The 20718-nt window shown below is 38.4% G+C and carries 17 protein-coding genes, 1 tRNA gene and 1 other annotated feature; of the genes, 2 read left to right on the forward strand and 16 right to left on the reverse strand.

The genetic code is table 11. The features are described from left to right. Window positions 1-85 precede the first annotated feature (85 nt). From OXPF_RS11065 to OXPF_RS11140, 15 genes are all read right to left on the reverse strand, one after another. On the reverse strand, window positions 86-1282 hold the full coding sequence (locus OXPF_RS11065) for an ABC transporter substrate-binding protein (RefSeq protein WP_054875270.1): 1197 nt from the start codon (window positions 1280-1282) through the stop codon (window positions 86-88). Window positions 1283-1953: 671 nt separating this feature from the next. After that, entirely contained in the window at window positions 1954-3360 is a 1407-nt protein-coding gene (locus OXPF_RS11070) for an LCP family protein (RefSeq protein WP_054875271.1), read from the reverse strand. Between the two features lie 210 nt (window positions 3361-3570). Then, window positions 3571-4437 (reverse strand): prephenate dehydrogenase, encoded by an 867-nt coding sequence (locus tag OXPF_RS11075; protein ID WP_054875272.1) that lies wholly within the window; start codon window positions 4435-4437, stop codon window positions 3571-3573. After that, window positions 4427-5449, reverse strand: coding sequence for a 3-deoxy-7-phosphoheptulonate synthase (gene aroF / locus OXPF_RS11080; protein ID WP_054875273.1), 1023 nt, complete (start codon window positions 5447-5449; stop codon window positions 4427-4429). Before aroF ends, OXPF_RS11075 begins: the two co-directional genes overlap by 11 nt. 66 nt (window positions 5450-5515) lie before the next feature. Beyond that, window positions 5516-5761 (reverse strand) — a binding site (T-box leader). A 67-nt stretch (window positions 5762-5828) separates the two neighbouring features. Next, window positions 5829-6602: a formate dehydrogenase accessory sulfurtransferase FdhD gene (fdhD, locus tag OXPF_RS11085; protein WP_054875274.1), complete on the reverse strand. Its 774-nt coding sequence runs from the start codon at window positions 6600-6602 to the stop codon at window positions 5829-5831. A 5-nt stretch (window positions 6603-6607) separates the two neighbouring features. Further along, on the reverse strand, window positions 6608-7213 hold the full coding sequence (gene mobA / locus OXPF_RS11090) for a molybdenum cofactor guanylyltransferase (protein ID WP_054875275.1): 606 nt from the start codon (window positions 7211-7213) through the stop codon (window positions 6608-6610). Window positions 7214-7301: 88 nt separating this feature from the next. Then, window positions 7302-10019, reverse strand: a complete 2718-nt coding sequence (gene fdhF / locus OXPF_RS21810; RefSeq protein WP_201779719.1) for a formate dehydrogenase subunit alpha — start codon at window positions 10017-10019, stop codon at window positions 7302-7304. Continuing rightward, window positions 10019-10948: an NADH-quinone oxidoreductase subunit G gene (locus OXPF_RS11105; RefSeq protein ID WP_054875278.1), complete on the reverse strand. Its 930-nt coding sequence runs from the start codon at window positions 10946-10948 to the stop codon at window positions 10019-10021. Before OXPF_RS11105 ends, fdhF begins: the two co-directional genes overlap by 1 nt. Window positions 10949-10958: 10 nt before the next feature. Further along, window positions 10959-12752: an NADH-quinone oxidoreductase subunit NuoF gene (nuoF, locus tag OXPF_RS11110; RefSeq protein WP_054875279.1), complete on the reverse strand. Its 1794-nt coding sequence runs from the start codon at window positions 12750-12752 to the stop codon at window positions 10959-10961. Between the two features lie 59 nt (window positions 12753-12811). After that, the gene (locus OXPF_RS11115) at window positions 12812-13171 is read right to left on the reverse strand and encodes a (2Fe-2S) ferredoxin domain-containing protein (RefSeq protein ID WP_054875280.1); all 360 of its coding nucleotides are present in this window, start codon (window positions 13169-13171) and stop codon (window positions 12812-12814) included. Continuing rightward, window positions 13168-13722 (reverse strand): ATP-binding protein, encoded by a 555-nt coding sequence (locus tag OXPF_RS11120; RefSeq protein WP_054875281.1) that lies wholly within the window; start codon window positions 13720-13722, stop codon window positions 13168-13170. The genes OXPF_RS11115 and OXPF_RS11120 overlap by 4 nt, the downstream gene beginning before the upstream one ends. Then, complete coding sequence (gene nuoE / locus OXPF_RS11125) at window positions 13722-14240, reverse strand: NADH-quinone oxidoreductase subunit NuoE (protein ID WP_423230581.1); 519 nt, start codon at window positions 14238-14240, stop codon at window positions 13722-13724. The genes OXPF_RS11120 and nuoE overlap by 1 nt, the downstream gene beginning before the upstream one ends. A gap of 240 nt (window positions 14241-14480) precedes the next feature. After that, the gene (locus OXPF_RS11130; RefSeq protein ID WP_054875282.1) at window positions 14481-15182 is read right to left on the reverse strand and encodes a zinc ribbon domain-containing protein; all 702 of its coding nucleotides are present in this window, start codon (window positions 15180-15182) and stop codon (window positions 14481-14483) included. 45 nt (window positions 15183-15227) lie between these two features. Further along, window positions 15228-16346 (reverse strand): Nif3-like dinuclear metal center hexameric protein, encoded by a 1119-nt coding sequence (locus OXPF_RS11135; protein ID WP_054875283.1) that lies wholly within the window; start codon window positions 16344-16346, stop codon window positions 15228-15230. Continuing rightward, window positions 16337-17026, reverse strand: coding sequence for a tRNA (adenine(22)-N(1))-methyltransferase (locus OXPF_RS11140; RefSeq protein ID WP_054875284.1), 690 nt, complete (start codon window positions 17024-17026; stop codon window positions 16337-16339). Before OXPF_RS11140 ends, OXPF_RS11135 begins: the two co-directional genes overlap by 10 nt. A 502-nt stretch (window positions 17027-17528) precedes the next feature. Between OXPF_RS11140 and OXPF_RS11145 the strand changes: the two genes are divergently transcribed. Both OXPF_RS11145 and OXPF_RS11150 read left to right on the forward strand, forming a co-directional pair. Further along, window positions 17529-18167: a cobalamin B12-binding domain-containing protein gene (locus OXPF_RS11145; protein ID WP_054875285.1), complete on the forward strand. Its 639-nt coding sequence runs from the start codon at window positions 17529-17531 to the stop codon at window positions 18165-18167. A gap of 825 nt (window positions 18168-18992) precedes the next feature. Continuing rightward, on the forward strand, window positions 18993-20357 hold the full coding sequence (locus OXPF_RS11150) for a uroporphyrinogen decarboxylase family protein (protein ID WP_054875286.1): 1365 nt from the start codon (window positions 18993-18995) through the stop codon (window positions 20355-20357). 246 nt (window positions 20358-20603) lie between these two features. On the opposite strand, the gene OXPF_RS11155 is transcribed toward OXPF_RS11150, so the two are convergent. Beyond that, window positions 20604-20680 (reverse strand) — tRNA-Ile (locus OXPF_RS11155). Window positions 20681-20718: the final 38 nt, after the last annotated feature.

Genomic DNA, 20718 nt, shown 5'->3' on the forward strand with positions numbered 1-20718 from the left:
TTCTTCAAGTACGGGTTATACCACAGCCCCCGGAGAAGGAGGAAGAATCTCCTCCGGGAAGTGGTAACAATTAATTAATTGGGGGCTACGGATTAACCTTGGATGCGAAAGCCTGTTTGCCGTCTTTAATCTGAATCATAACAGCAGGTTTAACAGGGTTTCTGTTTTCATCAAGCTTGATTGTTCCTGTTACGGAAGTCATATCAGTTGCTTTTAATGCTTCAACTATTGCAGCACCGTCTGTTGAGTTAGCTTTCTTAATTGCTTCTAAAAGCATTTTTCCTGCATCATATGCAAGAGCTGCAAGAGCATCAGGAGTTTCGTTATATTTAGCTTTGTAATCATTAAGGAACTGAGTTACTTCAGGTGAAGTATCCTCTGATGAATAGTGATTGCTGAAATATCCGCCTTCAATTGAATCACCGGCTATAGTTACGAGGTCTGGTGAATCCCAGCCGTCCCCGCCTAAGAATGTACCGGTTATACCAAGATTTCTTGCCTGTTTAGCAATAAGTCCTACTGTCTGATAGTAGTCAGTTAAAATCAATACATCGGGATTTAAAGGTTTGATTGTTGTAAGCTGTGCATTGAAGTCAGTGTCACCGGTGTTATAGCTTTGTGATGAGACGACTTTACCGCCGGCAGCTTCAAAAGCAGCTGTGAAGAATTCAGCAAGACCAACCGTGTAGTCGTTTGCTACGTCATAAAGTACAGCAGCAGTCTTGGCTTTAAGAGTTTCAGATGCAAACTTAGCTATAACTGTTCCCTGAAACGGGTCTATAAAGCATGCTCTGAATGCATATTCATTTCCTGCTAATGCAGTAACTCCGGGATTTGTTGACGAGCTTGAAACCATAGGAACTTTGCTCTGTGTTGCAACTGGAGCCATAGCGAGAGTTACTTTACTTGCTACTGAACCTACTACACCAACAACTTTATCATTGTTGATAAGCTTCTGCAGCGCTGCAACGCCTGATTCCGGTTTATTTTCGTCGTCCTCAACTACTAAAACTATTTTGCTGCCGTTTATTCCGCCATTTGCATTATACTGTTCTATAAGAAGGTCTAAACCTTGCTTTGATGACTTACCGAATGTAGCAACGTCACCTGTCATAGGAAGAACTGCACCTATTTTTACTTCTGCGCCTAACCCTGCACTAGCACCGCCTGTTGGTGCTGTAGTAGGATTATTGTTGTTACTGCCGCCCTGTCCTGAGCAAGCAGTTAAAACTAAAGCTAAAACTAGCATAAATGACAATAAAATTGAACTCTTCTTTCTCATTTTAACTCCTCCATCAATTGAATTATTCACATTCTTTTCTCTTAATCGTTGCATATTAGCTTATCAAATCACCCCCACAGTGTTTACCTTTACATATAATGACACATTATGTCAACAAGTTTAATAAAAAAACTCGTAGGGGGGCCTTGTCCATCTAAGGATAAGACCTCCCGCCGAGCCTTTTGTACTAACGGTGTAACATACCTTCCTCAGTATGTTTGCTAACGCTTGGACCAGCATGAAACCATCGGAACCCTAGTTAGCCTCTTATCAACATAATTAATTTGTCATTATAAATTAAGCTAGGCTACTAATTAATAATAATAATTTAGCATAGCTCGACGTATTATGCAAGCAGTATTTTTTTAAAATTCAATAAAATCAAAAAGTCATACAATTTAGAAAATATAAATTGACTGAAAATTTAGACATATCAGATTTATTATTAGAAATGAAAACCTTGAAAATGACGGGATTTTCAGAAATTAACTGAATTTCACATGTTATTTCATTAACAATTTCTATGTAAAATAATCAATTTCTTTTATTAAAAAATGAAAAATTCAAATTCCCTTCTTTCATATTTTATTATTATAACTCATTTACATTACTAATCAAGTAAAAAAATGCTGTTGAATTTTTTATCATCAACAGCATTGATATTATTCATCTTATGGTGTAGCCGATTTTGTTGCATCAGCCGGCGGTGGCGTGGGCAGATAACTGCCTGTTGGGGTGGGTTCCTTTATTCCCGTTGGTGTCGGGGTTGGTGACGTTGACGGTGTAGGAGTCGCCCCCGGTGATGTTTTCGGCGGAGTGGGAGTCTGTCCTGGTTTTTTTGTCGGCGTTACCGTAGGGTTATTGGTATTGTCTTCCTCATCTTCTCCAGGTGAATCCGGCTGTGAAACATCAGGACTGATCGGCGTGGGGAGCGTAGCTTCCAGTTCATCTTCGCTTTTCATGGATATTTCCGGTGTTCTGTAATCCGGAATATTAGCTTTGGGTTTTGATGCTACTACAACTGTGTCATCCATGTGGAAATTATTCTGCATGTAGCTTGGCACATCCTTATTGCCGGTAAGTGTTACATCATATATAAACTCCTTTAATAATTGTGCCGTTGATTTTATATCTGGCACAAGAACTGCAGCACCATTTACATTCTGATCGTTAAAATACCCGTCTATGGGAACACGCATAGTCTGCATGCCTCCGTCAAAGCCGTATGCCGTAACTCCTAAGCTCACTATTTTCGACATAGGTATATTGGTTTGTATATATGATGCCAAGGTGGTCAGAAGCTGAGGCATTTTTAAAATGTTGGTCTGCTTAGCTTTTTCTGCTAAAGCTTTTAAAACTATTCTCTGCCTCTCAGTCCTCTCGTAATCCCCGTTACCTACCTTTCTTATCCTTGCATAGGATAAGGCTTGCTGGCCGTTTATATGCTGAAATCCTGCTTTTTTAAGCAAGGTTGAATCTTTTCCGTTTATCTCAGTTATGAAATGATTTATTTCATTTACTTCATAATCCTTTACTTCAACTTCTATTCCACCAACCTGGTCGACCAGTTCCTGAAAGGCTTTAAAATCTATGATTGCATAATATTTTATATCCAAACCGAAATTGTCATTTATGGTTTTTAAGGCTAATTCAGGTCCTCCTATTGAATATGCAGAATTTATCCTGTCCATATGCTTATTCTTTGATGGTATTTCCACATATAAATCTCTCATGATGGATGTAAGTTTAATCACTTTGGAATCCTTATTGATGGAAGCTATTATGATAGAATCCGTCCTGCCATGATCCCCGGCTTCCCTGGAATCCACACCGAACAATACTATATTGTCAATCCCTGATGATTCCACCTCAGGGATGTCCACTTTTTCTCCATCGACAACATCTATAGGATCATCAACAAAGGTAGGCGTAGGGGCAAAATACAATATATACAGCAAATTAGATACATATATAATTGCAGGTATAAGGATAATACCCAAAACCAATATGCCTAATTTGGTTACTTTTCTTTTCTTCTTAGCTTTTCTGCTTCTTTGACTTCTGTTATCTTCAGACATTGCTTATTTCCTTTCTATATATAGTAAATGTTCAACACTTAACAATTATACACTTATCACATAGGTTTTGCAAAATAAAAACGATAATAAGTGTAATAGTGAAATTTACATATATAGACGTATAAATGCTTTAAAATGTTCTATTCTTTCCATATATCCTATGCATATGCTACTTTATAAACCGTCCTTTTTATAAGCCGGCCCCATTCATTAATACCCTTTAATTCGTGCCAACCTCTGCCTGAAATCCTTGGCTTTTACTATATAATTTTCTATATCCTTAAGCTCACCCTGCTCTAAAATTTGGGTGAAGCAATCCAGCTCTTCTCTGAATTTCGAAAGATTGGCCATTATTTGCTCTTTATTAGTGGCGCATATATCTCTCCACATATTCAAGGAAGAATCGGATACTCTAGTCATGTCCCTGAGTGAGCCTGCGGACATCTTTAATATATCATCTTCATATCCTCCTCTGTCAATGGAAGAAGAGAGGCATATGGATACAATATAGGGCAGATGGCTTAAAGAAGCCGTCCATTTATCATGAGTAAATTCATCCTGGATAACTGTTAAAGCTCCTGTCTTTGATATTACCTCTTCAAGGGCCTTTACCTTTCCTTCAGGAACTCCCATCCTGGGTATCAATATATAGCTAGCTCCTTTAAACATATTGGCGCTTGCATTTATATAACCGGATTTTTCGCTTCCTGCCATAGGGTGCCCCCCTATGAAATATACATCCTCTTTTATATACGGGGCTAAATTTTTCATAATCCAGCCCTTTGTGCTTCCGGCATCCGAAATAATACAGCCTTTTTTAACCCCGGAAATGACATCCTTTATAATGTTTAGCATATCCATTACAGGTGTACAGACAAATATTAAATCGCAATCAAATACCGCCTCTTTAATATTCTCAATACTTATAACTTTTGCTCCGTCATTCAGCGCAAGCTTAAGGTTATCTTCATCATTATCGACACATGTCACATCAAATTCCCCTGTGCTTAAAAAAGCTTTTATAAGGGAACCTCCGATAAGCCCGGCTCCAATGACGGTAATCTTTTTAATCCCCATTGAATTTTCTCCCACAAACTTCTGCCAATACTTTAATTTCCCGTGCTAAGGCATTATATTTGTCAGGTCTTAATGATTGGGCACCGTCTGATAATGCTTCAAGAGGATTAGGGTGAACCTCTATCATAAGTCCGTCGGCACCTGCAGCAACTGCAGCCTTTGACATGGCGCACACATATTTCCATACACCGGTGCCGTGGCTTGGGTCTATAATAATGGGAAGATGGCTGTTCTCTTTTATAACAGGAATTGCACTTAAATCCAATGTATTTCTGGTGGCTGTCTCAAAGGTTCTTATACCTCTTTCACATAATATTACATCATAATTGCCTTCACACATGATGTATTCCGCTGCGTTCAGCCATTCTTCTATTGTTGAGGATAGACCTCTCTTTAAAAGCACCGGCTTTTTAATCTTGCCTACTTCCTCAAGGAGGTTGAAATTCTGCATGTTTCTTGCCCCTATCTGCAATACGTCTGAATATTGTGCCACTGCTTCCAAATTTTCCGTACTCATGACCTCGGTAACTATCTTTAGACCTGTTGCTCTTTTTACCTCGTCTAACAGAAGTAATCCCTGCTCTTTTAATCCTTTAAAGGAGTATGGAGACGTCCTTGGCTTATATACCCCGCCTCTTAAAAACTGAGCACCGCTTATTTTTACAACCTCTGCCACTTCAAAAAGCTGTTCTCTGCTCTCAACTGCACAGGGGCCTGCCATTATTACGATTTCATCTCCCCCCACTTCAACATTTCCAACCTTCACTATGGTATTCCCGTTTTTAAAGGTTCTGCTGGCAAGTTTGTAACTGTTCATTATGGGAACTATTTTTTCCACTCCGGGCATCATTTCAAGAGGCTTGCCGCCTAATTTTTTCTTATCCCCCACCACTCCCAATATGGTTCTGTCAGTACCGGTTGATATATGAATATCCAGGCCGGCATTAATAATTACTCTTTTTACCTCTTCAATGTCCTTCTCCCTTGCATTGGCTTCCATAACAATTATCATTATTTTCCCTCCTAAATAAATATAAATTAAAATAAATTCAGACAAATAAAAAAACCTCACATCCCTTAAAGGGACGAGAGGTTATCTCGCGGTACCACCCAAATTGGCTAATAAAAGCCCTGCTTATTAAGATACGAGGAATTACCTGATATCTCCTTTCTTTTAACGGTGAAAGAATCCGTCAAAGCCTACTGTTACTTCGGTTTGCAACTCCGGAGGGTACTTCATTATACATAAGACACCGGTTTACACCACCCACCGGCTCTCTTCAGTCTTTATTATATAACTACTTTCATCCTTCATAGTCTTAATGAATATTTTTTATATTTTAGCACCTTTTATTTCAAGAGTCAATAATAAAAATTCAATTTTTGCATGTTTATATTATTCTTTCAGGATGGCTGTATATGTTCATCCTTTTTCCTCTTACAAAGCCAATCAATGTAAGGTTGAGCCTTGCGGCTATTTCAACAGCCAGTGACGTAGGCGCCGAATGGGAGGCTAGTATGGGAAAACCTGCTTTAATAGCCTTTATAACCGAGTCCGAGGATACTCTTCCGCTGGTAAAGAGCATTCTTTTTTTAACATCCACATTATTCAATATGCATTTTCCTATGGTTTTATCAATAGCATTATGCCTTCCTATATCATCGGATAAAAGCTCATTGCCGTTCTCTCCGCAAACACAGCTTGAATGAGCACATCCCGTAAGCTTAAAAAGGCCTGACATACTGCTGAATTCCTTCATATGTTTTAAAAAAAATTCAGCTTCAAATTTTTCAGTGCTATCTACTTCAAGCAAATCCTTCTGTGTAATGATATTGGCTCCTGCCATGCCCTTCCCACAGCCTGACACTAATACTCTGGTGGCATCTTCCCTTAGAACAATATCTTTTTTTAGTTTAATAAACACAATATCCTCAGTGCTTATTTCAATGTTTTCAATATCATCCTGTGATTCTATTATTGCCTCCGAAAAAAGATATCCAATGCATAATTCCTCAACTTCAACGGGAGTACACATCAAGGTAATGTAATACATATTGTTTACAAATATATTAAGGGGAGATTCTTCAACAATGAAATCACTTACATTATTCCTTTCTCCCGATATATCGTATTTTTCTATATCCAATTCCTTATAGCCTTTCACGTATCTTAAACCTCCTCATCAAAGGCATTTTTAATACAGCCCAAGTCACTTGCATAATTAAGGTTCATAAATACATCAAGGTCTTTGCTGAATTTTCTTGCTGTTTCTTCTTCTACATAATAAACATCATGTTTTTCTAATATTTTATATAATTGAAGCTGATTATTGTCTATGTTTTCTTTAAAGCTGTCAATTAATTTCTTAGAATAAAAGGAATGAAGCGGTTCAATCCATTTTCCCTTTCTTGTAATGACGCAATCCGGATTGTGATTTTCAATTATATTCATCATATACTTTATGTAATCAATATTTACAAAGGGCATGTCACATGCGATAACAAAGGTATAATAGGATGAAGCTTCATTCAAGCCTGTATATATACCTGCTGCCGGACCAAAGCCCTTTATATAATCCTCCGTTACTCTATAAGGTATGCTGCCGAACTTATTCTTATTTTCTGCAACCATTATTATCTCATTAAATACTTTTTCAAGTCCATGGGCTATTTTTTCAATTAAAAACTTTCCTCCAACCCTTATGGTGCTTTTATCAAAACCCATCCTGCTGCTTTTACCGCCGCATAGTATAATTGCAGTTCCAAATTTATCCACTTCACACCTCCTTTAAAAATGCCCATCATCTATTGATGATGGGCATTTTTATTGTTTCTATACCTTAAGCTCTTTAAACTTGTTTAAACTATGATGCATTTTCCACTCTTTTCGGCTTCTTTATTTCACTTTTTTCAAGCCTTACTGTGCTTACCTTAAGTTCCGGCTCTTTAGTAATATTATCAAGGGCATTGCTGTTAGTCAGCATATTTACAGAGCCGATAGCATAGTGGAATGGCATAAATACAACGTTTTCATCTACTATTTCTGTTACAAGGGCTTTTACTTCAACAGCCCCTCTTCTTGAAATAACCTTAACAAAATCTCCGCTTTCAATATCTAGCTTTCTGGCATTGATAGGATTAATTTCAATATAATTCTCGCCTGCAATATTCATTAATCCTTCTGTTTTACCCGTCATAGTCATCGTATGATAATGATAAAGATTTCTTCCTGTAGTCAGAATGATAGGATATTCATCATCCGGCAATTCCACTGCAGGCTGGAATGCTACAGGTTTGAACAAACCTTTTCCTCTTGAGAAGCTTTCCTTATGAAGAACCTTTGTACCAGGATGGTCCTGCGTTGGGCAGGGCCACTGAATGCCTGTTTCTTCAATCCTTTCATAGGTTATACCTGCATATGAAGGAGTAAGAGAAGCAATTTCCTCAAATATCTCAGATACAGAGTTATAATGGCTCTCATATCCCATTTTGTTCATCAAATCAACAATGATTTCCCAGTCAGCTTTTGAATTTCCTACATTGGGTATTGCTTTTCTTATTCTCTGGACCCTTCTTTCTGTATTGGAGAAGGTACCGTCTTTTTCAGCAAAGCTGGATGCAGGAAGCACCACATCTGCCAATTCAGCGGTTTCAGTAAGGAAAATATCCTGGACTACAAGCAGTTCCAAGTGTTCCAATGATTCTTTTACATGCTTTGTATCCGGGTCTGAAACCATAGGATTTTCTCCCATTATATACAAGGCTTTGATACCGCCTTCATGAGCTGACTTCATCATTTCTGAAACAGTCAATCCCGGCTTATCAGAAAGCTTTACTCCCCATGCCTTTTCAAACTTTTCTACTACAGGGGCTGATGTTACAGGCTGATATCCTGTAAATACGTTTGGCAGAGCGCCTAAGTCGCAGGCACCCTGGACGTTGTTCTGACCTCTTAGAGGGTTTACGCCGCAGCCATCTTTTCCAAGCTTGCCGCATAGCATGGCAAGGTTGGCAATGGAATAAACGTTATCAGTTCCGGTGGAATGCTGGGTTATACCCATAGCATAAAGTATGCTTGCCTTTTCAGATGTAGCATAAAGCCTTGCAGCTTTCCTTATGGAATCAGCACTTACACCTGTAATCTCTTCCACTCTTTCAGGAGTATAATCCTTTACTATATCAACCAGCTGATGGTAGTTTTCACACCTGTCTCTGATAAAGTCATTATCCTGGAGATTTTCATCAATGATTACATGCATCATACCATTGAGCAATGCCACATTTGTTCCGGGAAGCATCTGCATATATACTTCCGCCTTGTTTGCAAGTTCAATTACCCTTGGATCAGCAACTATAAGCTTAGCGCCTTTTTGCTTTGCCCTCTTTACATAGGTACCGATTACGGGATGATTCTCCGTAGTATTGGAGCCTATTATGAATATACAATCGGAATCTCCGATTTCTTCAATGCTGTTAGTCATGGCTCCGCTGCCAAATGTTGTTGCCAGACCGGCAACAGTAGTGGCATGTCAGAGACGGGCACAATGGTCGATATTATTAGTGCCCACAACTCCTCTCATAAACTTCTGCATGATATAGTTATCCTCATTTGAACATCTTGCAGAAGACAGTCCTGCGATGCTGTCAGAATCGTGTTTTTCTTTAATTGATGTAAGCTTCTCTGCAATTAAGCCTAAGGCTTCATCCCAGGTAGCTTCCTCGAATTTATCCTCCCTTTTTATAAGAGGGGTCTTAAGTCTTGCAGGATGATTTATAAAATTGTATGCAAACCTTCCCTTTACGCATAATAATCCGTGGTTAGGTGCGCCGTCATATGGTTCCACACCTACAACCTTATCATCCTTAACAAGAAGCTGCACCTGACAGCCTACGCCGCAGTAAGAACAGGTTGATTTAACCTTTCTAACTTCCCACGGTCTGTATTTTTCTTTCTTTTTAGGACCTAATGCTCCTACAGGGCAAGCCGCCACACAGTTACCGCAGGATACACAGACCGATGCATCCAGATTGTCATCAAAGGGTGAGGCCACATGTGTGTTTACGCCTCTGCCTGCAAAACCTATGGCACCTGTACACTGCAATTCATTGCACACCCTGACGCATTTTCCGCAAAGAATGCATTTATTCTGGTCGCTTACATAGAATTGATTGCTGTAGTCTATATCATATTGCTTCTTATTTCTAGTAAAACTGCTGCCCTTTATATTGTACCTGTAGCAGTAATTCTGCAATTTGCAGTCGCCAGACTTCTCGCAGGTCAAGCAATCAAGGGGATGATTGGCAATCATAAGTTCAAGTATGCCTTTTCTTGCCTCTGCAACCCTTGGGCTCTCAGTACGCACAACCATGCCGTTTGCTGCCGGCACAGTACAGGAAGTCATAAGTGTTCTTGCACCTTCTACTTCAACGACGCATATCCTGCAAGCACCATGGGCAACCAAACGTTCATCGTTGCAAAGAGTCGGAACATCTATACCTAAAAGCCTTGCGGCCTCTAGTATTGTAGCACCTTCTCTCACTTCCACTGATTGTCCGTCTATTACTAATTTAATCAAGGTTATCACCTCGCTTGTGAATTAACTATTTTTTCAATAAGCTCTTCTAATCCAAGGGCTTTCGGCCAAGTCGTTTCAACAAACTCATTGCCCTCCTTTATATATGGAGCCTTTGGATTATCAACATGCTTAAGCTCGTTTCCTATCTTTCCCTTCAAGCACAGCGGCCTTCCGTTTCCGGGATTTTTGGGAGTCACATATACAACTTTTCCTTTTTTGCTTCCTACTTCAAATTTGCAGCCGTAATCACAGAAAGTACAGTCAACCTCTTTTTTCTCAAGCTCCCACTTTCTTCCCTGACCTGCAGCTCTTTTATCCTTAAGTGCTCCTACAGGGCAAACGGATACGCATCTAAAGCAGTGAACACAGTTAGATTCTGCATAAGTTACATCAAAGGCAGGAGATACCTTTGTATTGAAGCCCCTGTTTATAAAGCCCAATACCTTTCTTCCTTCCACCTGGCTGCATGTTCTAACACATTTTCCGCATAAAATGCATTTATTCATATCTCTTTCGATATAAGGATTATTATCCTCAATCTCATAGGAATGTTTATCTCCTGTTATCTCACCAAAGCGCACTTCATATCTGTATGCATATTCCTGAAGCTTACAAACTCCGGCCTTTTCACAGGTAAGGCAATCATTAGGATGATTTGCAAGCATTAATGTCAATATAGACTTTCTTGCTTCAACTACCCTAGGACTTTCTGTATATACAACCATACCTTCGGATACCGGCATGGTGCATGATGCAACCAGTGTCCTTGCCCTCTCTACTTCTACAACGCATATCCTGCAGCCGCCATAAATCTCCATAGAGGGATCATAGCAAAAGGTGGGGATATTAATCCCTACGCTTTTTGCTGCTTCCAAAATAGTGGTTCCGTCCTGTACTTCTACATTGATTCCATCGATAACCAATTTAACAGCCATTTTATCCCTCCTATTCCTTTGCAATAGCTTTGAATGGGCACTTAGACATACACACTCCGCATTTTATACACTTTGCCTGATCTATTAAATAAGTTTCCTTTGGCTTGCCGGATATTGCACTTGCAGGGCAGTTCTTAGCACATATGCCGCAGCCTTTGCATTTCTCATCGCTGATTTTGTATTCCAAAAGTGCTTGACAAACCCCTGCCGGGCATTTTTTATCCCTGATATGGGCTTCATATTCATCCCTGAAATATTTCAAAGTAGAAAGAATGGGATTTGGAGCAGTCTGTCCAAGTCCGCATAAAGCTGTATCTTTAATGCTCCTTGCGAGACTTTCAAGCTTCTCTATATCTCCTTCTTCTCCCTTTCCTTCGCATATACGTTCTAATATTTCAAGCATTCTCTTTGTACCTTCACGGCAAGGTGTACATTTCCCGCAAGACTCGTCCACAGTAAAGTCAAGGAAAAACCTTGAAATATCAACCATACAAGTTGTATCGTCCATTACGATAAGTCCCCCGGAACCCATCATTGAGCCCAATGCTATAAGGTTATCGTAATCGATGGGTACATCTATTTCTGATGCGGGTATACACCCACCAGAAGGTCCGCCTGTCTGAGCTGCTTTATAAGGCCTTCCGTTTGGTATACCGCCGCCTATATCATATATTATTTCTCTCATTGTAGTACCCATCGGAACTTCAACAAGACCGGTGTTATTTATCTTGCCGCCTAAGGCAAATACTTTTGTGCCCTTTGATTTTTCAGTTCCCATACTGGAGAACCATTCCGCCCCTTTTAATATTATCTGGCATACGTTGGCAAGTGTTTCAACGTTATTAAGAATTGTCGGTTTAGCAAACAATCCTTTAACTGCCGGGAATGGAGGCCTTGGAGTAGGCATACCCCTCTTACCTTCTATTGAACGCATAAGAGCAGTTTCCTCACCGCATACAAATGCTCCGGCACCAAGCCTTAATTCTATATCAAAGTCGAAACCTGTTCCTAATATATTCTTGCCTAAAAGGCCGTACTGCCTTGCCTGGCCTATGGCAATTGTAAGCCTCTTAACTGCTATTGGATATTCGGCACGTACATAGATATAACCCTGGCTTGCACCTATTGCAAAACCTGCAATTGCCATGGCTTCAAGTACCGCATGAGGATCTCCTTCAAGCACTGATCTATCCATGAATGCACCGGGGTCTCCCTCGTCGGCATTACAACAGACATATTTCTGATCATCTTTTACTTTAGCTGCAAACTCCCACTTGTTACCTGTAGGGAAACCGGCTCCGCCTCTTCCTCTTAATCCGGAACGCTTAATAGTATCTATTACCTGTTCTGAATTCATTTCTGTGAGGGCTTTAGTCAAAGCCTTATATCCGTCAAATGCTATATATTCATCTATATTTTCGGGGTTTATTACACCGCAGTTTCTCAATGCAATTCTAACCTGTTTCTGATAGAAAGGAACCTCATCTAAAGGTTTTAGCCTGTCCCCATCTATAGATTCATGATATAAAAGCCTTTTTACAACTCTGCCCTTCAGCAAATGCTCAGTAACGATTTCGTGAACATCCTCCGGCTTTATCTGACTGTAAAATGCAGCTTCAGGATATACTATAACAACAGGGCCTAATGCACAAAGGCCGAAGCATCCTGTCCTCTCAACTATAACTTCATTTTCCAGGCCGTTTTCTTTCAGCTCTTTTTCAAAATTCTGTGCGATCAGTTCCGAGCTTGAAGAGTTACAGCCTGTTCCCTTACAAACCATAATATGAGAACGATACATCTTCATTATATTTACCTCCTAACGCGTAATTTAAATTAAAAACCGTATATATTATTTCCTTATCTTTAGGAATTCATTGTATATTCGCTGACAACCTTCCCCTTGGCAAGGTGCTCTTTAACAATCTTTGCAACTTTTTCAGGAGTCATTTTCACATAGGTTACTTTATCTTGGCCAGGTCTATAAACCTCAACAATAGGTTCCATATCGCAGTTTCCTGTACATCCTGTCTGTGCTATTACGACATCAGTCAGATTATCTTCCGCAACTGTTTCCATTATGCTTACCATAACATCTCTGGCACCTGCTTTAATTCCGCATGTCCCCATTGCTACTACTATTCTTGTTCCGGAGTGCTCTCTTCTGACCTTTATGGTTTCAAAAGTCCGCTTTCTTATTTCCTCCAATTCCTGTATTGTCTTCAATTTTCTACACCTCCATATAGTACTTTTATATTTTCCTTCAGGTATTCCTTAACCCATACCCCTGCTTTAGGTGAAGTTATAGATACTTCCCCAAGCAATTTTCTTATATCAATGGTATTAAATTCAAAGACACTGCCGTTATAAATGTGGGTGTATATAAAGTCTATATTTTCATTACACACCACTAAGGATGCAATTGTATCCCACACACTGCCAAGAGGCGCTCTGTTGATATGGCTATGGCTGAAATGAGCCGTTACTTTGGTTCCTTCTCCTTTGGCAGATTCTATATATAGGTCTCCGCTGCATCTCTTTGCAGCTTCCATAAAAAGAGGTATACCAAGTCCGGCGCTCTTACCTTTTTTTGTAGTATAAAAAGATTCTTTAACCTTTTCTATATTCTCTTTTTCTATCCCATATCCATTATCTTCAATAATTATTATCAATTTATCTTGCGGAATATCTTCAATAATCGTAATTACTATGGCTGATGCGCCGGCTGTGATTGAATTTTGTGCTATATCCAGTATGTGAAGTGACAGTTCTTTCATTATTGGTATTTCTTTAATATATTTGATATTTCGTTAGGGACTACTTTACCATATACATCCTCATCTATTGTTATTACAGGTGCAAGCCCACAACATCCAAGACATCTTGTAGCGTCGAGAGTAAATTTACCGTCTTCTGTTGTATCCCCGCTGCCCTTAACTTTTAGTTCTTCCACTAATTTATCAAAAACATCCTTTGAGCCTTTTACATAGCAAGCGGTACCTAAGCATACGCTTATTGTATGCTCCCCTCTTGGTTTAAGAGTAAATCTTGAGTAGAAGGTTGCAACTCCGTATATTTCTGCCAGCGGCATATCCAGCGTTTTTGACACTTCCTCCATTGCAAATCTGGGCAGGTATCCCAAAGCGTCCTGAATCTCATTTAAAATAGGCATTAAGGCGCCTTTTTGACCTTTGTGTGTTTGAACAATATCATACACTTTTTTTACTTCCGGGGACATTTCCTTATCCTGTCCGCAGCAGCAGCCTTCATTGGTCTTTAATTCTGCTTGACTCACTTTAATCTCTCCTTTTCTGCATTATTTAATGTTTATGGTATATTTTAATAAATTAAATAAGATAACATAATAAGATATTAGCTATCTATTAAAAATTCGTATAACTAATATTTTATCACTAAACAATCAGAATTCCTAGTGAAATTCATGATAAAGATAGATTATTGTCATATAATACATAGCCTTTTACCAATTCTGACATACGTCATTGCCATATCGCTTATGAGTAATGGTATACAATTATATATAGAGTATCCTTCCGCAGTGGTCACACAAATTTATATCATCATTCTTTTTTAGTTTATCATAAAGTATGGCATTAAGCTTTACTCCACATTGACTGCAGGTCTCTTTCTCCACCTTTGATATTGCACTGCCTTTCTTGGCAGTTATTTCATCATATCGTGCAAGCAGCCCCTTATCGATTTCATTTAATAACTCAGCCCGCTTGCCTTCTAATCTTTCCAGGATTTCTTTGCCGCTTTCAATGATTTTATTATATTCTTCTTTAAGCTCTTCAAATTCCTTTTTAAGTTTAATGAGGTTTTCCTTTTTATCCTTTATCTCAGAAGTTACCTTTTCATCCTTTTCAATGATACCCAAAAGCTGATTTTCTATTTTATCAATCTCTTTTTTATTTATCTCTATTTCATTTTGAAGGTTTTCTATCACTTTGATACTGGAAGCTTCGTTGTATAGCTTTTCACTGTCTCCTTTGACCCTTTTATCAAGGGTTTTCAGTTTCAGGTTAAAGGCTTCGGATTGACTGACAATATCCTTCTTATACACCATATCATTTTGAAGGGATTCTTTCAATTTACCGTATTGGGATTTTAAGTCATTTAACTTAATCAATGTCTCCTTGTTCTTTTGAATTCTTTTATATTTTACAATCTCACCGTCTATGTTTTGCAATGCCCATAATAATTCAAGTTTAAACATTTAAACACTCTCCTTTAAATAAAATAAAAGTATAGAAATCTGATTCTATACCTTTGAAAATGGGTCTTTATTAGCATTTGAAATATAAAGCTTTACATTCATTGTACGAGCAGTGAATTCATCGTTTAAATAATTCATGAGCTGGGGCATATATATGTTTTCAGTTGCAAAATGCCCCGCATCAATTAAAGCCATTCCCATGTCTCTTGCATCGCAGGCATCATGATATTTTACATCTCCTGTTATATACACGTCACAGCCAAGGTTATAGGATTTCTCCAATAAATCAGCACCGCTTCCGCTGCATAACGCCGCCTTTTTTACAATTGCATCTAAATTTCCCACAGCTCTTAGATTATCTGTTTTAAGTACTTCTTTTAATTTTTGGCATAATTCTTTTAAAGTCACGGGATTATCCAAGATGCCGACTCTTCCAAAACCGTATTTCCTTCCTTTATTATATAGAGGGTAAATATCATAAGCTGGTTCTTCATATGGGTGGGCTTTTAAAATGCTGTTTATCACATTTTCAAGATTTGCGGCTGTTGCTATTGTTTCAATTTTAATCTCATCAACCTTTTCCAGAATACCCATCTCTCCTATAAATGGCTTTGAGCCCTCAAGAGGTAAAAATGTACCAATACCATTTGTATTAAAAGTACAGCCGCTGTAATTTCCTATGTGACCTGCACCTGAAGAAATTATGGCTTCCCTGACTTTCTCCTGGTATCCCTTAGGTACAAAAACGCTTACTTTATATAATTTTTCTTCTTCAGTTTTATCTAAAACCTCAACATTTTTCATTTTTAAAATATCTGCCAGCAAGTCATTCGTTCCGCCATCTGCCGCATCAAGGCTGGTGTGAGCTGAATATACTGATATATTTTTCGATACAATATCGCGTATGATTTTTTCTTTGAAATTATTTGAATTAAGTGATTTTAAGGTCGAGAAAATAACAGGATGATGGGTTATTATCATGTCACAACCCAATTTGTATGCTTCATCCAATACATCCTTATTGATATCAAGGGCTACCATCACACTTTTTATCTGCTGCTCTTCATCGCCGATTAAAAGTCCTGAATTGTCCCATTCAGCCGCAAGATATATGGGCGCTAAATTTTCAATTATCCTCACTATATCTTTGCACTTTACAGACATTTCAGCACCTCCCTTAATTTAGCCAATTTTATATCGCATTCCCCAATCTTTTTTTGGGCATTTAAAGTATCCGGCTCTCCTACTTTTTCTTTCACTTTATGGATTTCATCTATTTTCATATTTATGAATTCCTTCAATAGGGGATCTTTTTTATCTATAAGCTTTTTGCCTATTTCGTAATATATAGTATCATCAACGGAATCTTCACCATGTACCGCCTTCATTACCTGATATATTTTATCGTTTTCCTTTACTAATGCTTCATCCAATATTTTATATCCGTTTTTATAGAAATATTCTCTCAGAGCTTCCGGAGCCTGAATAGGCTGTATAATAAAACTTTTTATGGAACGTGCAATTTCCTCACCTTCCGTAAATATATCGCATATCAAGTATCCTCCCATACCCGATATAACTGCGCAATCCACTTCACCTATACCTATGGGTTTTAGTCCATCACCTTTGCGAAGAATGATTTTATCGTCTAGCATGTATTTTCTTACGTTTCTTTCTGCCCTCTCAATGGGGCCTGTCCTTACATCCGTCCCAATAGCCTTCTCGCATATCCCATTCTTTATAAGACAAATGGGCAGATATGCATGATCAGTACCTATATCGGCAATATATGAATTTTTCTCAACCATCTGAGCAATCCTTAAAAGCCTTGGTGATAATCTCATCTTTATCCTCTGCTTGTTCGTAGTATCTACTTTTATTATAGCATAAATATATAGATAATATATATTTTATGGGTATAAATGAAGCATCGCTTTCCGATATGAAATATTTCGTTACACAAAATATCAAATAAAATTTGCCATATGTGCCATAGCACGTCTCATGCTTTAAGCGCATTTCATGTTGAGTAGCAACATTTTGCTTGTCCTCAGGGCAAAATAAAATTATAGCTCAGATTATTTTAATATATTGCAATGTTTACATACATTGAGATTATCAAAGATAATAGGAATTATTGATATATAATATGAGCATATTAAACAAATTAAAATAATACAAAATTTGTAATTAAGCTACAATGCATTTAAACTATTAATATAGCATAAAATTACTATAATTGTATATATTGTACATTTATTTTTATTAATTAAGATCGGGAAGTCTGATTACGGTAGCTAGTAATCTTATGCTCAATCAAAATATATTATTAAGGAGGAAAATGTTATGGTGGATTTAAATGAATTGACAGCATTAGTGGGGGAACTTGATGAAGAAAAGGTACTGGAAATACTTAATGTCTTTGTTGCTGAAAACCCTTCAGAAGAAGATGCCCAGAAGGTAGTAGGCGCCTGTCAGAGCGGCATGTCAGTTGTAGGTGATCTTTATGAAAAAGGAGAGTACTTTGTAGGTGACCTTATATTTGCGGGAGAGCTTTTGACAAGTGCAATTAATACATTAAAGCCGGTTTTAGGCAGTTCAAGCAGCGTTAGTGTAGGTTCAATTGTACTTGGAACTGTTGCCGGAGACTTACATGACATAGGCAAAAACATATTCAAGAGCATGTGCGAAGCTGCGGGCTTTGTAGTTTACGATCTTGGAATAGACCAGAGCGCAAGTGCATTCGTGGAAAAAGTTAAAGAAGTTAAGCCAAATGTCGTAGGTATGAGCGGCGTATTGACACTAGCTCTAGAGTCCATGAAAGAAACTGTAGACAGCTTAAATGAAGCCGGCCTTCGTGAAAGTGTTAAGGTAATAATAGGAGGAAACCCTGTTACCAAGGAAGCCTGTGAACAGATTGGTGCAGATGCATTTACAACCAACGCTGCAGAAGGCGTAAAAATTTGTCAGGGATGGGTAAAGTAAAATCTATACCCTTGAAGGATGAATATCCGGGATAATGGCTATTCTATAAAGCTATGGAAGTTCAATGTTCAGCAGCAATTCACCCAACACCTCTAAGTAGTTGAAAACCTTTATAGAGTATTCTTCTCCTATACAAGCACCCCGCTGGCTCTGCTCCTTGATGCTGTAGCTGACAATTCAGTAATGGGCTTTACAATTCTCCGAGTTCTCATGGAATGCTGCATGTGGTCGGCTACTATTTACACTTTAGAATGATTGATGGATATGAAGAACTGCCTGTGAAGGGTGCTGAGACCCAACAGATAAAGACTGCAACTAAAAAAAGAAAAAAGCTTCTCTTGGCGACATTCTGAGAAATTTATTCCAAACCCATCGCTTATATTCCTTATGATTGCAGATTATGGCAGATATATGACTACCTTTATAATAACTGCATCTGCCGCTTATTACTTCACCTATGTAGCATAAAATATTATCCTTATGCCTTTCTTTACGTATCAATCCTGAAAACTATGTTACTACCATTGAATATATCCTTGACAATTCCAAGTACGATAATTCGGAGAATTAGTAAACTACTACTGAGAATGAAGATTCCATAGTTAAGTACTTCCATACTTATCATAAAATTCAAAACAAAATATCCGGGTTCCTTTGATGAATTAAAAATTCATATCTGTTAGTTGAGGCTAAGGTTGAACCCCTTATGCAATACATATGATAAATTCACAAAAATTGTTACCCCGTTTAATTCGACATATTAAAATTCAGTTTACACCGACATAATATCATTTATAAAATAAATTAGTATTAGGAGGTTAACACATGAATGCACAAGAATTAAGAGAATATCGTACCAAGCTATATACCGACACATATTCCGGTATTATTCCGGAAAGGTTTCCTGTCCATGATGCATTAGGCATAGAGTTTATGATGCAATATGCCGGTAAGGATTTAATGACAACCCAGTATTCATACACAACTGAATTATTGGAAGAAATTTATAACAAAGCAATGGAACTTATGCGCGGCGATACATTCCCAATGCCCTTTGCCAGAAATCCAATTGCATTGATGTTCCAGCAATCAAGATTTACAAAAATGGGATCAAACGGATTTTTTCAGCATCCTGAAAATTCTTACATGGAGCCCGAAGATTATGATGACCTTATAAAAAATCCCTACGATTTCATAGTTGAGAAGGTTTCAACTCACACCAACCAAGGCTTTGATACAGACCCCATTTCAAGGAGTCTTGCCTTTGCCAAATATATGCTGGCTACAATGGATCTGAATAGAATATTCGCTGAGGTCAGCGATAAGTTTGTTCAAAAATATGGCTACTTTGTATCACCTCCAGGGGTGAACGGGATGCAGGCAGTACCCTTTGACTTTTTAGCCGACCATCTTCGCGGCTTTACCAAGGTTCATGGTGATATCAAGAGGCAGCCGGAAAAGGTCCTTGAGGCATTGGAAGCATTGGTGCCCTACTGTGTCTGGAGGGGACTTAATCCTGTACAGTCTATACTGGGAAATAATATGATCATGACCCATATGGCAACATTCCTTAATACAAAGGATTTTGAAAAGTTCTATTGGCCGACTTTCCTGAAGATTTGCCATATTTGTGCTGAAAGGGGCCAGGCTATGGCCATTTTCGCCGAGCATGACTGGACCCGCTTTATTGATCATATGCAGGAACTGCCACAGGGAACCAGACTCCAAATGGAATACGGCGATCCCCAGCTGTTTAAGGACAAACTTGGAAAGAAGATGGTTCTCAGCGGATTCTATCCAATAACTTTATTGAAGAACGGAACCAGGCAACAGTGTATAGATAAAGCTAAGGAACTTATTGACATACTTGCTCCAGGCGGAAATTTCATGTGGAAGTTTGACAAGCAGGCATTAATATTGAATGATGTTAATCCCGAGAATTATATTGCCCTCATGGAATATATACTTGAGAATTCTAAGTATGATAATGCTGGAGAGCTTGTTACAATTGACAAGAAGGAAGACTCCATTGTTAAGTACTCACATCTTTATCCTAAGTTTGAATCCAAATATGTTGTTCCATTTGATGAATTCAAGAAAGCTTATCCTCCTGTTGATGACAGGGTTGAACCCCTTATGCGCCATGCATATGATAAATTTACAAATATGGTGCTTCCTTTCCTGTCATAATAATTTAAAATAACAGTGTATATCACTTATTCCAGAAAGCCATTTTTAAGGACCTTTTCTTGAAAGTGGCTTTTTATTTTATAAATATTTCCTGTAAATTTTACCAGGGTGTTGCAAGTTAACTCCATTCTTTTTCCAAATAGTAAAAGCCACAACTGCTTTTCATCATTTAGGCGATAAAAAGCAGTTGTGGCTTTTTCATTTATACTGGAAGCCCTGGAGATTCAAAGGCTTCCAATCAGTTCATGGTGGGCCTTCAGGGACTCGAACCCCGGACCAACCGGTTATGAGCCGGTTGCTCTAACCAACTGAGCTAAAGGCCCTTAAAAATTCCCGAAAGAAACGGGAATTTCAAAAACTT

The organism is Oxobacter pfennigii, from assembly GCF_001317355.1.
In the GTDB taxonomy this organism is placed as follows: Bacteria; Bacillota; Clostridia; order Clostridiales; family Oxobacteraceae; genus Oxobacter; species Oxobacter pfennigii.